Raw genomic sequence first — 13426 nt, forward strand, 5'->3', positions numbered from 1 at the left:
GGCTGCGCCCCCGAACCCCCGGCTGTCAGGCGCGGTCGCCGCAGCAACCGCCGCCCGGGCGCGGCGGCTTCGGCTTGCCGGGGCCGCCGGGGCCGCCGGAGCCGCCGGAACCGTCGGGGTCGCCGGGCCCGTGCGGCTTACCCGGCCCACCCGGCCCACCCGGCTCGTGCGGTCCACCCGGCCGACCCGGCTCGTGCGGCCCACACGGGCCAGGCCCACCAGGCCCACCGGGCCCACCCGGTCCACCGGGCCCACCAGGTCCACCAGGCCCGTGCGGCCCACCCGGCCCGTGCGGCCCGCACCCGCACGGCCCGTGTGGCGGGCGCACCAGGCAGCGGCAGAGGGCCTTGAGCAGGCGGCGGAGGGTCGCTTCGCAGGGGTCGCCGCCGCCCGGGGGCGGGGCCGCCGGGGCAGCCACGACCACCGGCGGGCGCCCCGGTTGGGCGACGATGACCCCGGGGGCGGCCGGGACGGACCAGGTCACCGGGATCGTGTAGCTGCCGTCGCCGTTGTCCCTGACCGGCCCCGTGATCGTCGTGCCGGGCGCCCCCGTGATCGGGAGGTCGTCGATGTGGCCGGGGCCCACGTGGTTGCCGTAGCGGTCGCGCGGGACGATCGTGAGCGTGCCGCCGCCGTCGGGCGGTCCGGCGACCGTGACCGTCGTACGGCCCGGGTCCACCGAGACGTCGACGTGCACCGTCCACTGGGTCTCCCGGGTCGACACGCACCCCTCTCCGTACACCGCCCGGGCGTGGAACGTGTAGTTGCCCTCCACCGTGAGCAGCTCGGTCTGCGGGTTGCCGAACAGGCCGCCCGCCTCGAAGGCCCCCTCGGTGTGCGCGGCGTCGTCGAAGAGCGGGAACGTCTGGCTCGTGTACGTGAACAACGGTCTCCCCGCCGCCCGTTCAAGCGCCCGCAGCGTCGCGTGCCGGGCCGGGATCGTGTCGCCGTCCACGGTCACGGGCGCCTGGAGCCCCGCCTCCGTCAGGATGTTCCCGGCGCCCGCCGTCGGCCGGGTCGCCGTGAGGTCGACCCGCGCGTGGTGCGGGCTGCCGCCCTCCTCGTACCGCAGGAAGACCATCGGATTGACCGTGTCGCCCGTGTAGAAGCGGGTCGGGCCCGCCAACCGGTCGAGCCTCGGCCCGCCGGAGGCCACCACCTGCACGAAGAACCGCAGGTCCACTCCCGGCGGCGGGATCTCGCCGCCGCCCGGCCGGAACACCTGCGCCCGCCACTGGCCGTCGCGCTCCTCGCCGTACGGCAACGGCACCCGCAGGAACGTCCAGGTGTGCCCGCGCTCCGAGACGACCCCGTTCTCGGGCGTCACCGACACGACACGCCCGGACGGCGTGAGCAGCCCGACGCCGAGCTCGCCCTCCACGTTGTCCCAGCCGACCACCACGGTCAGCGACTCCTCCCCGCACACGTGGAACGGGATCAGGTCGCTGCGCCGCACCGCTGCCGGCATGTCGAACTCGGGGTCGAAGAGCGCGCCCGACTCGAAGATGTTCCCGAAGGCCAGGCCGAAGAACTTCTTCAGCGCCAGACCGTTCCCGGCGCGCGTGTAGAGCCCGCCGAGCTCCTGTGTGAGCTGGGTGAGCAGGGCCCCGTCCAGGCTGGTCTCCGTGCCGAATCCGATCGCGCTGACGTCGATCCCGGCGAGGCCGCCGCGTACGTCGGCGATCATCGGCGGGGTGTTCTGCAGCCCGTCGGTGAGCAGCAGCACGGCGCGCGGGTTGGTGCCCGGCGCGGGGAACTGGCCGCGCGCGGCGTCGAGTCCGCCGCCGATCGTCGTCATCCCGCCGGGCGAGAGCCCGCCGACCACACCGCTCGAGAACGGCGGTGGCCCGGCGAGCGCCGTCTTCGTCGCGTCGGTGACCGGCGCCAGAGCGAAGTCGACGGGTGAACTCGCGGACGTGGAGAAGGAGACGAGCCCGAGGCGGTTCCCGGTGCCCGCCCGGACCAGCCGGACGAAGAGCGAGGCCGCGTCCCGGGCCTCCTCGATCTTCGTACGGTCGCGGCCCGTCCCGGCCTTCTCCGTCATGCTGCCGGAGCGGTCCACGACCACCATGACGTCCCGGTTCGCGGGGGGTCCCGGCGGGGTGGCGAGATCGCGGAGGATGGTCGCCGTGGGGGAGTACCTCAGGAAGCAGCGGCTGCCGTGGGACAGCACGCCGATCACCCGGCCCGCGGCGTCGAAGAGCCCGGATCCCGAGCTGCCGCCCGAGACGTCGACGTTGACGTCCACCCCGATCGTCGCGCTGCCGATGATCCCGCCGAACGAGGCGTGCGGCGGGCTGAGCTTCTTCACCGCCCCGTTGGGGTGGTGCACGCCGAAGACGGCTTCTCCGGCGCCCGGCAGATCCGGTCTGATCGGGATCGGCGTGATCCCGAGCCCCTCCGGGGGCACCTCGATGCGCAGCAGGCAGTAGTCCAGGCCCGCGTCCCGGTCGTAGCGGTGCCGCAGCACCTCCACGACCTTGTGGAACCGCGCCGCGTACCCCGCGGGCCGGGCGCCCGCGCAGTCCGTCGCGTAGTCGAAGGTCACCGACGCCGAGGCGGCCTCCGCGGCCACGTCCGTCAGACAGTGCCCGGCCGTGAGCACCACGTTCGGCTCGACGAGCGTGACCGAACACGTCGAGAAGAAGTGGCCGTGGTGCGTCGCCACGATCATGCCGACGCTCTTCGCGACCCGGGCCCGCACGTCCGAGGCCGGGGTCGCGCAGGCCGCGTTCTCCCAGTTCGGCGGCGTGTTGCAGAACCAGAACGGGTCGTACTTCGGCTCCGTGTACACCGGATCGCCCAGGAACGGGTCGCTGTTCGAGAACGCCGTGGGGTCCTGCTCGCCCGCGTGCCGCTCACCGCGCGCGTACCGGTCGAGCGTGGCCCCGCCGGTCGTGGCGCCGTCGGTGACGTACCGGATGGGCACGCGCCCGCCGGGGAGTGCGTACACATTGACCGGACGGGACCAGAACTCGGTCCCGTGGGCGGCGGTGAACACGTCTCTTCCGTAGCCGAGTTCGACCTCCAGGCGGTTGGCGGCCGGCAGGTTCACCCCCTGGAAGTGCAGGACCACGTACTTGGTGCCCGAGGGCGCGGGTGCGTACGGGAAGTCGAGCGCCCAGATGCCGGGCGAGGTCGGGGGCGCGCCCGAGGCGGGCCCGATGACGACGGCGGGGGACAAGGTCTGGACCGTGCCGGTGATGTGCGACATGGATCTCTCCAGGGGTTCGCGGCCATGCGCTTGTCACAAGATGTGCCCGTGTCATCACGTACCGTAATCACGCCTGTTGGGGGCGTGAAGAGGCGCGTGAGGCGCCCGCAATGCGCGAGGCGGCGGTTTCCCGGCCAGCGGGAATCCGCGCTCCCCCGGCGCCGCCCCACCGGCCTACGGTCGGCGCACCCATCCCACCTCCCCCCGGAAGGAGCGGCGATGCTCACCGACCGGCTCCGGCGGCAGGCCGCCGAGCGGCTGCGCGACGCCGAGCGCGGCAGAACCCCCGTGGTGCCCCTCACGGAGACCTTCCCGGGCCTCGGCGTCGAGGACGCGTACCACGTCCAGTTGCTCAACATCCGGGACCGGCAGGCGGCCGGAGCCACCGTCGTCGGGCACAAGGTCGGCCTGTCCTCGCCCGTCATGCAGCGCATGATGGGCGTCGACGAGCCCGACTACGGCCATCTCCTCGACGACATGGAGCTCCGCTCCGACCGGCCCGTCCCCGTCGCCCGCTACTGCGCGCCCCGCATCGAGGTCGAGACCGGTTTCGTGCTCGGCGACGACCTCCCCGGCGAGGGCTGCACCCCGGCCGACGTCCTCGCCGCCACCGAACGCGTCGTGCCCGCCCTGGAGTTGATCGACAGTCGGATCGCGGACTGGCGCATCACCATCGGCGACACGATCGCCGACAACGCCTCCTCCGCCGGGTTCGTCATCGGCGAGGGCCGCCCGCCGCGCGACATCGACCCCAAGAGCGTCGAGGCACGGCTCTACGAGGACGGGGCGCCGCTCGCCGAGGGCCGGGGCGACGCCGTCCTCGGCGACCCCGCCCACTCCGTCGCCTGGCTCGCCCGGACCGTCGCCCGCTTCGGCGTCCGACTGAAGAAGGGCCATCTCGTCCTGCCCGGGTCCTGCACCCGCGCCGTCGACGTCACGGCAGGACGTACGTACACCGCCGAGTTCACCGGGCTCGGTTCCGTCTCCCTCTCCTTCTGCTGAGGCACGATGACCACCCTCACCGCCGCCATCGTCGGCTCCGGCAACATCGGCACCGACCTGCTGTACAAGCTGCTTCGCTCACCCCACATCGAGCCCCGCTGGATGGTCGGGGTCGACCCGGAGAGCGAGGGGCTCGCCCGGGCCCGCCGGCTCGGGCTCGACACCTTCGCCGACGGGGTCGACCGGCTCCTCGACGGGGCCGAACTCCCCGACCTCGTCTTCGAGGCGACCTCCGCGTACGTCCACCGCGCCAACGCGCCCCGCTACCGCGCCCTCGGCATCAAGGCCGTCGACCTGACCCCGGCCGCCCTCGGGCCCGGTGTCGTCCCGCCCGCCAATCTGACGGACCACCTCGACGGCGACAACGTCAACATGATCACCTGCGGCGGCCAGGCCACCATCCCCATGGTCCACGCCGTCTCCCGCGTCGTCCCCGTCCCGTACGCCGAGATCGTCGCGTCCGTCGCCTCCGTCTCCGCGGGACCCGGAACCCGCGCGAACATCGACGAGTTCACCCGGACGACCGCGCGCGGCATCGAGACCGTCGGCGGCGCCGGCCGGGGCAAGGCGATCATCATCCTCAACCCCGCCGACCCACCCGTGATCATGCGCGACACCGTCTTCTGCGCGATCCCCGAGGACGCCGACCGGGAGGCGATCGCCGTCTCCGTCAAGCAGGTCGCCGAGGACGTGCGGGAGTACGTCCCCGGCTACCGGCTGCGCGCCGAGCCGCAGTTCGACGACCCGTCCGACGTCAACGGCGGCATGGCCCGCGTCGGCATCTTCCTGGAGGTCGAGGGCGCCGGCGACTACCTCCCGCCGTACGCCGGGAACCTCGACATCATGACGGCCGCCGCCACGAAGGTCGGCGAAGAGTTCGCGAAGCGGAGCCACGCATGACGACGGACGCCTACGACATCCGGGTCACCGACACCTCCCTGCGCGACGGCTCCCACGCCAAGCGCCACCAATTCACCGTCGAGGACGTGACCTCGGTCGTCGCCGCCCTCGACGACGCCGGAGTCCCCGTCATCGAGGTCACCCACGGCGACGGGCTCGGCGGCTCCTCCTTCACGTACGGCTTCTCGAAGACCCCCGAACAGGAGCTGATCAAGGCCGCCGTCGCCACCGCCCGGCGCGCGAGGATCGCCTTCCTCATGCTTCCCGGGCTCGGCGTGAAGGACGACATCCGCGCCGCGCAGGCGAACGGCGCGAGCGTCTGCAGGATCGCCACCCACTGCACCGAGGCCGACATCTCGGTCCAGCACTTCGGCCTCGCGCGGGAGATGGGCCTGGAGACCGTCGGCTTCCTGATGATGGCCCACTCCACCACCCCCGAACTCCTCGCCCGCCAGGGCCGGATCATGGCCGACGCCGGCTGCCAGTGCGTGTACGTCGTGGACTCCGCCGGCGCCCTCGTCATGGACGAGACCGCCGACCGGGTCGCCGCCCTCGTCGCCGAACTCGGCGACGACGCCCAGGTCGGCTTCCACGGCCACGAGAACCTCGCCCTGGGTACGGGCAACTCGATCGCCGCGATCAGGGCCGGGGCCCGGCAGATCGACGGCTCCACCCGCCGCCTCGGCGCGGGCGCGGGCAACACCGCCGTCGAGGCCCTGGTCGCCGTCTGCCAGAAGATGGGGATCCGTACCGGCATCGACGTACTGAAGATCATCGACGCGGCCGAGGACGTCGTCCGGCCCGTCATGGACGAGGAGTGCCGGCTCGACCGGCTCGCCCTGCTCATGGGGCACGCCGGGGTCTACTCCAGCTTCCTCAAGCACGCCTACCGGCAGGCCGAGCGGTACGGCGTCTCCGGCGCCGAGATCCTGCTGCGCGCCGGGGAACGCCGACTCGTCGGCGGCCAGGAGGACCAGCTCATCGACATCGCCGTCGAACTCGCCAAGGAGAAGGTGACCGCCCATGACCCCCGGTGACCGCCCCACGACCACCGTCGACCGTGCCACGACCGCCGGCGACCGCGCCATGACCACCGCCGACCTGCAGGAAGCCACCGAGCAGGGCCCCCGCGTCATCCGGGCCGCCGCCCCGCCCGCCCGGTTCGCGCGCGGCTGGCACTGCCTCGGGCTCGCCCGGGAGTTCCAGGACGGCGAGCCCCACGAGATCGAGGCCTTCGGCACCAAGCTCGTGGTCTTCCAGGGCCAGGAGGACGGGCAGTTGCACGTCCTCAACGCCTACTGCCCCCACATGGGCGGCAACCTCGCCCACGGCACCGTCAAGGGCGACGCCGTCGCCTGCCCCTTCCACGACTGGCGCTGGTCAGGGAACGGCCGCTGCGCCGGCATCCCGTACGCCCGTCGCGTCCCGCCGCGCGCCAAGACCCGCGCCTGGACCACCCTGGAACGGAACAAGCAGCTCTTCGTCTGGCACGACCCCGAGGGCAACCCGCCGCCGCCCGAGGTCACCATCCCCGAGATCGAGGGCCTCGACAGCGGCGAGTGGTCCGACTGGTCCTGGAAGACCGCCCGCGTCGACGGCTCCAACTGCCGCGAGATCGTCGACAACGTCGTGGACATGGCGCACTTCTACTACGTGCACTACGCCTTCCCGACCCGCTTCACCAACGTCTTCGAAGGCCACATCGCCGGCCAGTACCTGGAGTCCACCCCGCGCCAGGACATGGACCTCGGCAACCTCAGCGCACCCCTGCGCTCCGACGCCTCCTACTACGGCCCCTCCTACATGATCGACCGCGTCTGGTCGGACATCGGCGGCGGCGCGGAGATGGAGAGCGTCCTCATCAACTGCCACTACCCGGTGAGCGCCGACAGCTTCGTCCTCCTCTACGGGACGACCGTGCGCAAGCTCCCCGGCATGACCGACGAACAGGCCGCCGACGCGGCCGAGCTGTTCACCACCGGCCTCGCCGTCGGCTTCGAGCAGGACATCGAGGTCTGGCGGAACAAGACCCGCATCGACAACCCGCTGCTGAGCGAGGAGGACGGGCCGGTCTACCAACTGCGGCGCTGGTACGAGCAGTTCTACGTGGACACGGCCGACGTCAAGGACGAGATGGTCGAACGGTTCGAGTTCGAGATCGACACCACCCGGGCCAACCAGGCGTGGGAGGCCGAGGTGGCCGAGAACCTGGCAAGGCGCGCGCGGTGATGCGGCCGGTGGAGTGCGCCGCGTGCGGGAACCGGGTGCTGTGCGAGAAGTTCAGCCCCGCGCACACCTCCGTGCAGTGGTCGGGCCCCTCGGCGGACGCGTGCCCGGTCATCCGGGCGCGCGTCGCTGCGGGCGAGCCCGCCGGCCGGGTCCGCTCGTGCGGGGAGCTGCGCGGCTCCATCGAGGCGGCGGTGGCGAGCGGCGCGCTGGAGGTGACGGGTGCGGATGTCGTCTAGGGGGCTGCGCGTGCGGGTCGCCGAGGTGATCCGGGAGACGGCCGACGCCGTCTCCCTCGTCCTCGACGCCGACTTCCCGTACCGCCCCGGCCAGTTCCTCACCGTACGGCTGCCCGACGGCGGGGCCCGCTGCTACTCGCTCGCCAGCTCGCCGCACACCGGCGAGGCGCCGAAGATCACGGTCAAGAAGGTCCCGGGCGGACGCGGTTCCGGCTGGCTGTGCGAACGGGTGGCGACCGGGGACGAGTTGGAGGTGCTGCCGCCCGCAGGGACCTTCACCCCGGCCGTCCCCGGCCGCGATCTGCTCCTGGTCGCAGGCGGCAGCGGCATCACCCCCGTCATCTCGCTGGCCAAGTCGGCCCTGGTGGCGGGGGAGGGGCGGGTCGCGCTGCTGTACGCCAACCGGGACCAGGACTCCGTCGTCTTCCGCGACGAACTGCGCGACCTGGCCGAGGACTTCGCCGGGCGCTTCGCCCTCACCCACTGGCTGGAGTCCCTCCAGGGCCTGCCCACCGCCGAGCTCCTCGCCCCCGCCCTCGCCCCGTACGCCGCCCGGGACACCTACCTGTGCGGCCCGGCCCCGCTGATGGACGCGGCGGAGACGGCCGTACGGTCGGCGGACGGGCGCCGGGTCCACCGCGAGCGGTACTTCTCCCTGGCCGAGGACGTCTTCACCCGCGAGGAGCCGGTGGAGAGCGAGGTCTTCTACACCGCCGAGGTCCGCCTGGACGGCCGGGTCCACCGGGTGGCCGGCGGGCCGGCCACCCCGCTCCTCGACGCCCTCCTCGCGGCCGGCGTCGACGCCCCGTACTCCTGCCGCGAGGGCGCCTGCGCGGCCTGCGCCTGCCGGGTCACGGCGGGCGAGGTGAAGATGGCCCGGAACGAGGTCCTGGACGCGTCGGATCTGGCCGAGGGGTACGTCCTCGCCTGCCAGGCGGTGCCGCTCGGCGAGCGGGTGGACGTGACGTACGAGTGAGGGGCGCGCACACCGTCCCCACAACGTGCGGATGAAGTTAACGTCCGCCGAATTGAAGGGAGTTGGGCTGTCGCAGCCTCTTCTACGCGCGTCATCATCGAGCCATGAGGATCCCCCCACGAATCTCAGCCATCGGCGGCGCCGCCGCCCTCGTCTCGACTCTCCTCCTCGGCGCCCCGGCCACCGCGGCCGTCGCCCCGACCTCCGCCGCCCCGGCCGCGTCCGCGTTCGCGGCCGCCGCCGTCGGCGACGTCTGCTACTCCGACCTCCCCTCCCAGGCCCACGACACCCTCCGCCTGATCGAGCAGGGCGGCCCGTTCCCGTACCGCCAGGACGGCACCGTCTTCCAGAACCGGGAGGGCATCCTCCCGGCGCACTCCACCGGCTACTACCACGAGTACACGGTCAAGACGCCGGGCTCCTCCAACCGGGGCGCGCGCCGCATCGTGACGGGCGAGTCGTCCCAGGAGGACTACTACACCGCCGACCACTACGCCTCGTTCGACCTCGTCGACCACGGCTGCTGACGCACGACACCTCAGCCCCCGGTCCGCGGCCGGACCTTCCCCCACGCCTGTCCGGCCGCGGACCGGGCACGATGGAGCGCATGACACTCGATGACGTGGGGCAGCCGGTCGACGGCTGGGGGCTGGGCTTCAACCGGGCGACGCCCGAAGACCTGTTGATCCGGCTGCTGGACGTCGAACCTCACTTCCTCTTCCGGCGCGATCTGCCGCCGGCCGTACTCGAAGCCGCTGCCGGCCACCCGGACCGGAAGGTGCGCGCCGTCCTGCTCGACGCCCGCCCGAAGCTGGCCGCCGACCAGTGGACCCGCCTCCTCCTCGCGGAGACGAGCGGTCCACGGCGAGCCCTGTTCGTCGAGGACGCCGCGCTCGGGGGTGCTCCGCTGACCGCCGCGGGCCACGAAGCGCTCGCCGCCGACGCATCCCCGCTGGTCCGGGCCGAGGCAGCCAGGCTGCGCGGACTGCCCGCGCCCCAGCTCCGCGCCCTCGCCGCCGATCCTGTCCCCGCCGTCCGGGCGGCTGCCTGCGATCCCGCCTGGCCGCACCTTGCTCGGTCCGTACGCGAAGGGCTGCTCGCCGACCCCGACGAGCATGTCCGTACGGCCGCCCTGCTGCGCCACCATCAGGACCACCCGCTGGACGACGCCGCCTTCGAGCAGTTCGACAGTCGGGTACTCGCCACCTGCAGGCTCACACCCGGACTGGCCGCCCGCCTCGCCCGGCATGAGGATCCGGCGGTCCGGGCCCGGCTGGCGGGCAATCCGCGTCTCGACCCCGCCGCGGTCGCGGTGCTCGCACGCGACGAGGACGACGGAGTTCGCCGCGTCGTCGCCCTGCGGGCCGACCTCACGGAGGAGCAGCGGGCCGCCGTCCGCGTCGAGATCCCGCCGGGCGACCGGCACCCCTACGCCCTGCCCTGGGTCGCCGCGCTCCACGACGATCCGCAGGCCATGCGCCGGCTCGCCGCCTCCAGCCATCCGTACGTCCGCAGCAGTGTGGCCCGTGCCCGACACCTCCCGCCGGACGTTGCCGAACGGCTCTCCCGCGATGAGGACCGGACCGTACGGCTCTTCCTCGCCGAATCCTGCGACGACGCGCCTCCGGACATGCTCCTGGAGGTCTGGCACTGGTGGGACGGCAGCCTCAGCTTCCCCGGCCGCCCGCGCACGAACCCGAACTTCCCGCGCACCGGCCTGCTCCGCTACGCCACCGACCCGAACCCGCGACTGCGCCGACTCGCCCTGGGCGACCCGGAGTCCACGCCCGAGCTGGTCGAGGCGCTCAGCCGGGACGAGGCCGTGGAGGTGCGGCAGGACGTGGCGGAGGACCCGAGGCTTCCTCCCTCGGCGGCGGTTCGTCTGCTGGACGACCCGGACTCCCACGTACGGACCCTCGCCGCGCGGAACCCCGCCATCCCGCAGGACGTCCTGCGCCGGCTGCTGCGCGACCCGCGGACCGCCCGCGACGCCGCGAGGAACCCCTCGCTACCGGTACCGGTGATGCGCCGGATGGTCGAGCTGCTCGTGGAGCGGACTACATCCACTCGCTGAACCGCAGCCACCCCATCATCGCGTCCATCTCCCCCTCCGACACCCGCGACTTCGGCGCAGGCGGCGCGGGCTGCGGGGCGGCGGCCGCGCGGCCCGGGCCGAACAGGTCGCCCCACACGCCCCGCGTGCACGCCAGGACCGCCGGGGCGAGGCGGTCCAGGTCGCGGTGGATGCCGTGGCCCGAGACCGAGACGGCGGCGATCGCCCGGCCCGCGCCGCGCAGGGGCGCGGCCACGCAGGAGACGCCCCGGTAGGTCTCCTCGCGGTCGAAGGCGACGCCCCGCTCGCGGGCCGCGGCGAGTTCGGAGCGGAGGGCGACCGGGTTGACCAGGGTCCGGGGGGTGAGCGGGCGGAGCCGGTGGGCCAGGAGCGCGGTGAGGGCGGCCGGGTCGCCGAAGGCGAGGAGGGCCTTGCCCGCGGCCGTGGAGTGCGCGGGCATCCTGCCGCCCGTGCGGGAGGGGACCGTGGAGTCCTCCGAGCCGCCGATCCGCTCCAGGCAGACGACCTCGGTGCCGTCGAGGACGTACAGGTGGACCAGGTGTCCCGTCGACTCGTGGAGCGCGTGGAGGCGGGGGAGGGCGGCCCGGCGCAGCCGGTTGTGGTGGGCGGCGAGCGCGCCCAGCTCCAGCATCCGCATGCCCATCCGGTAGTCCCGACCCTCCCGGTCGAGCCAGCGCAGCTGGACGAGCTGGTCGAGGATGCGGTGCGCCGAGGAGCGCGGGATGCCGGAGCGGCGGATCACCTCGGTGAGCGAGAGCCTCGGCTCGGGGCCCTCGAAGGCGGCGAGCACCCGGGCGGCCTTCTCCAGCAGAGAGGGCGCCGGCGGCGCAGGAGTCTGTACGCCGACGAGCTCAGCGGTCATGGCCGTCTCCCGTGTTTCCGTGACGTTGCGCCGATGGCGCCGACCCTGCCACGCGGGTCTCGCCCGGGGGAAGACAGCTGCACTCGCTATTTCTAATAGGTATATACGGGGTGGCGTCGGGCACCTGCCGGGCTGCCTGCCGGGCCGCCCTGTTGGGTTGCCCGTAACCCCTTGGTCATGCGCGGCTGCGAGGCTCTCGATCGAAGTAAAGTTGTCTGTACAACTTGGAGAGTCTCATGGCGTCCCTCGCCACCGCGCCGCCGTTCTGGCTGCGCGACAACTGTCCCTGCGGTCACTGCCGTGACCCCCGCAACGGCCAGAAGCTGTTCCAGATCACCGAACTCCCCGCCGCGCTCGCCGTCGACGCCGTCCACGACACGCGCACCGCCGACGGTGCCCCCGCCCGCGAGGTCGTCTGGGCCCCCGACGGTCACCGCTCCGTCTACCCCGAGGCCTGGCTCGGCGCCCACCTGCCGGGTGCGAACGCCGCCCCCGGCGACGGCCGCACCGAGGACGACAAGGAGCTGTGGGCCGCCGAGCGGTTCGCCGGCGGGCTCCCCGAGGCCGACTGGGACGCGTACACCGCCGACCCGGCCGTCCGAGCCGCCGCCCTCGACTCCGTCCTGCGCCTCGGCTTCGTCCTGCTGCGGGGTGTCCCCGTGCGCGACCGCCAGGTCCTCGACGTGGCCCGCACCTTCGGCTACGTACGCGAGACCAACTACGGCGAGCTCTTCGAGGTCCGCGTCGAGGCCGACCCCAACAACCTGGCCTTCACCGGCGCCCGGATCACCCCGCACACCGACAACCCCTACCGCGACCCGGTCCCCACCCTCCAGCTCCTGCACTGCCTCACCAACGCGGCCCAGGGCGGCGACTCCGGCCTCGTCGACGGCTTCCACGCCGCCGCGCTGCTGCGGGCCGAGGACCCGGAGGCGTACGAGATCCTCACCCGCGTCCCCGTCCCGTTCGCCTTCGCCGACGAGCGCACCGAACTCCGCGCCCACCGACCCCTGATCGGTACGGACCCGACCGGCCTGCTCCGCGAGATCCGCTTCAACAACCGCTCCATCGGCACCCTCTCCCTCCCCGCCGACCGGCTCGACGCCTTCTACGCCGCGTACCGGCGCTTCGGCGAGCTGCTCCTGCGGCCCGAGCTCCAGCTGGACTTCCGGCTCGCCCCCGGCGACTGCCTGGTCTTCGACAACACCCGGCTGCTGCACGCCAGGACCGCCTTCGCCGAGTCCGGCGACCGGCACCTCCAGGGCGCGTACGCCGACATCGACGGGCTCGCCTCCACCCTCGCCGTCCTGCGCCGGGAAGGGGCCGCCAAGTGAACGCCGTGAACGCCGTGAACTCCCCGAACCCCCAGAGCCCCCTCGACACCCTCGCCGCGCTCTTCGAGGGCGAGGGCAGTGCCGAGTACTTCGGCGAGGACGTCACCCAGGCCGAGCACATGCTCCAGGCCGGCGCCCTCGCCGAGGCGGCCGGCGCCCCCGCGCACCTGGTCGCCGCCGCGCTCCTGCACGACGTCGGCCACTTCCAGGGCGCCGTCACCGGCCGCGACCTGATGGAGAACGGCACCGACAACCGGCACAGCCACACCGGCGCCGACTGGCTCGACCAGTGGTTCGGCCCGGAAGTCACCGAACCCGTACGGCTGCACGTCGCCGCCAAGCGGTACCTGTGCGCCGTCGAGCCCGGCTACTTCGCCCTGCTCTCCGAGGCCTCCGTGCACACCCTGGCCGTCCAGGGCGGGCCGATGAACGAGGAGCAGGTGCGCGCCTTCGAGGCCCACCCGGGCGCGGCCGACGCCGTCGCCGTACGCCGCTGGGACGAGCAGGCGAAGGACCCGGAGCTGCCGACCCCCGGCTTCGAGCACTTCCGCCCGCTGCTCGCGGCGCTGCTCCGCCCGGCGTGACACCACCCCCCCCAC

12 protein-coding genes are annotated in these 13426 nt (G+C 73.3%); 10 read left to right on the plus strand and 2 right to left on the minus strand.

Annotated elements, in window-relative coordinates:
* Nucleotides 1-25: 25 nt before the first annotated feature.
* Nucleotides 26-3214: a vWA domain-containing protein gene (locus AB0F56_RS26495; RefSeq protein ID WP_362013906.1), complete on the minus strand. Its 3189-nt coding sequence runs from the start codon at nucleotides 3212-3214 to the stop codon at nucleotides 26-28.
* A 219-nt stretch (nucleotides 3215-3433) separates the two neighbouring features.
* Here AB0F56_RS26495 and AB0F56_RS26500 point away from each other — a divergent pair, with 219 nt between their 5' ends.
* The 8 genes from AB0F56_RS26500 (at nucleotide 3434) to AB0F56_RS26535 (ending at nucleotide 10631) form a co-directional block, all read left to right on the plus strand.
* Nucleotides 3434-4216: a 2-keto-4-pentenoate hydratase gene (locus tag AB0F56_RS26500; protein ID WP_362013907.1), complete on the plus strand. Its 783-nt coding sequence runs from the start codon at nucleotides 3434-3436 to the stop codon at nucleotides 4214-4216.
* 6 nt (nucleotides 4217-4222) lie between these two features.
* Nucleotides 4223-5116, plus strand: coding sequence for an acetaldehyde dehydrogenase (acetylating) (locus AB0F56_RS26505; RefSeq protein WP_362013909.1), 894 nt, complete (start codon nucleotides 4223-4225; stop codon nucleotides 5114-5116).
* Complete coding sequence (dmpG, locus tag AB0F56_RS26510) at nucleotides 5113-6153, plus strand: 4-hydroxy-2-oxovalerate aldolase (RefSeq protein WP_362013911.1); 1041 nt, start codon at nucleotides 5113-5115, stop codon at nucleotides 6151-6153. The genes AB0F56_RS26505 and dmpG overlap by 4 nt, the downstream gene beginning before the upstream one ends.
* Before the next feature lie 49 nt (nucleotides 6154-6202).
* Entirely contained in the window at nucleotides 6203-7345 is a 1143-nt protein-coding gene (locus AB0F56_RS26515; RefSeq protein WP_362014154.1) for a Rieske 2Fe-2S domain-containing protein, read from the plus strand.
* The gene (locus tag AB0F56_RS26520; protein ID WP_362013912.1) at nucleotides 7345-7581 is read left to right on the plus strand and encodes a hypothetical protein; all 237 of its coding nucleotides are present in this window, start codon (nucleotides 7345-7347) and stop codon (nucleotides 7579-7581) included. Before AB0F56_RS26515 ends, AB0F56_RS26520 begins: the two co-directional genes overlap by 1 nt.
* Entirely contained in the window at nucleotides 7571-8557 is a 987-nt protein-coding gene (locus tag AB0F56_RS26525; RefSeq protein WP_362013914.1) for a ferredoxin--NADP reductase, read from the plus strand. The genes AB0F56_RS26520 and AB0F56_RS26525 overlap by 11 nt, the downstream gene beginning before the upstream one ends.
* A gap of 104 nt (nucleotides 8558-8661) precedes the next feature.
* Nucleotides 8662-9084, plus strand: coding sequence for a ribonuclease (locus tag AB0F56_RS26530; protein ID WP_362013916.1), 423 nt, complete (start codon nucleotides 8662-8664; stop codon nucleotides 9082-9084).
* A gap of 80 nt (nucleotides 9085-9164) precedes the next feature.
* Entirely contained in the window at nucleotides 9165-10631 is a 1467-nt protein-coding gene (locus AB0F56_RS26535) for a PE-PGRS family protein (RefSeq protein ID WP_362013917.1), read from the plus strand.
* Here the strand turns inward: AB0F56_RS26535 and AB0F56_RS26540 are convergent.
* Nucleotides 10615-11493 carry an IclR family transcriptional regulator gene (locus AB0F56_RS26540; protein ID WP_362013919.1) on the minus strand — a complete coding sequence of 293 codons (879 nt, stop codon included), beginning with the start codon at nucleotides 11491-11493 and terminating at the stop codon, nucleotides 10615-10617. The genes AB0F56_RS26535 and AB0F56_RS26540 overlap by 17 nt on opposite strands.
* 236 nt (nucleotides 11494-11729) lie before the next feature.
* On the opposite strand from AB0F56_RS26540, the gene AB0F56_RS26545 reads away from it, so the two are divergent.
* Nucleotides 11730-12827: a TauD/TfdA family dioxygenase gene (locus AB0F56_RS26545; protein WP_362013921.1), complete on the plus strand. Its 1098-nt coding sequence runs from the start codon at nucleotides 11730-11732 to the stop codon at nucleotides 12825-12827.
* Entirely contained in the window at nucleotides 12824-13411 is a 588-nt protein-coding gene (locus AB0F56_RS26550) for a phosphonate degradation HD-domain oxygenase (RefSeq protein ID WP_362013923.1), read from the plus strand. The genes AB0F56_RS26545 and AB0F56_RS26550 overlap by 4 nt, the downstream gene beginning before the upstream one ends.
* Nucleotides 13412-13426 lie beyond the last annotated feature (15 nt).

It is taken from the genome of Streptomyces sp. NPDC026092, from assembly GCF_040638605.1.
Lineage (GTDB): Bacteria > Actinomycetota > Actinomycetes > Streptomycetales > Streptomycetaceae > Streptomyces.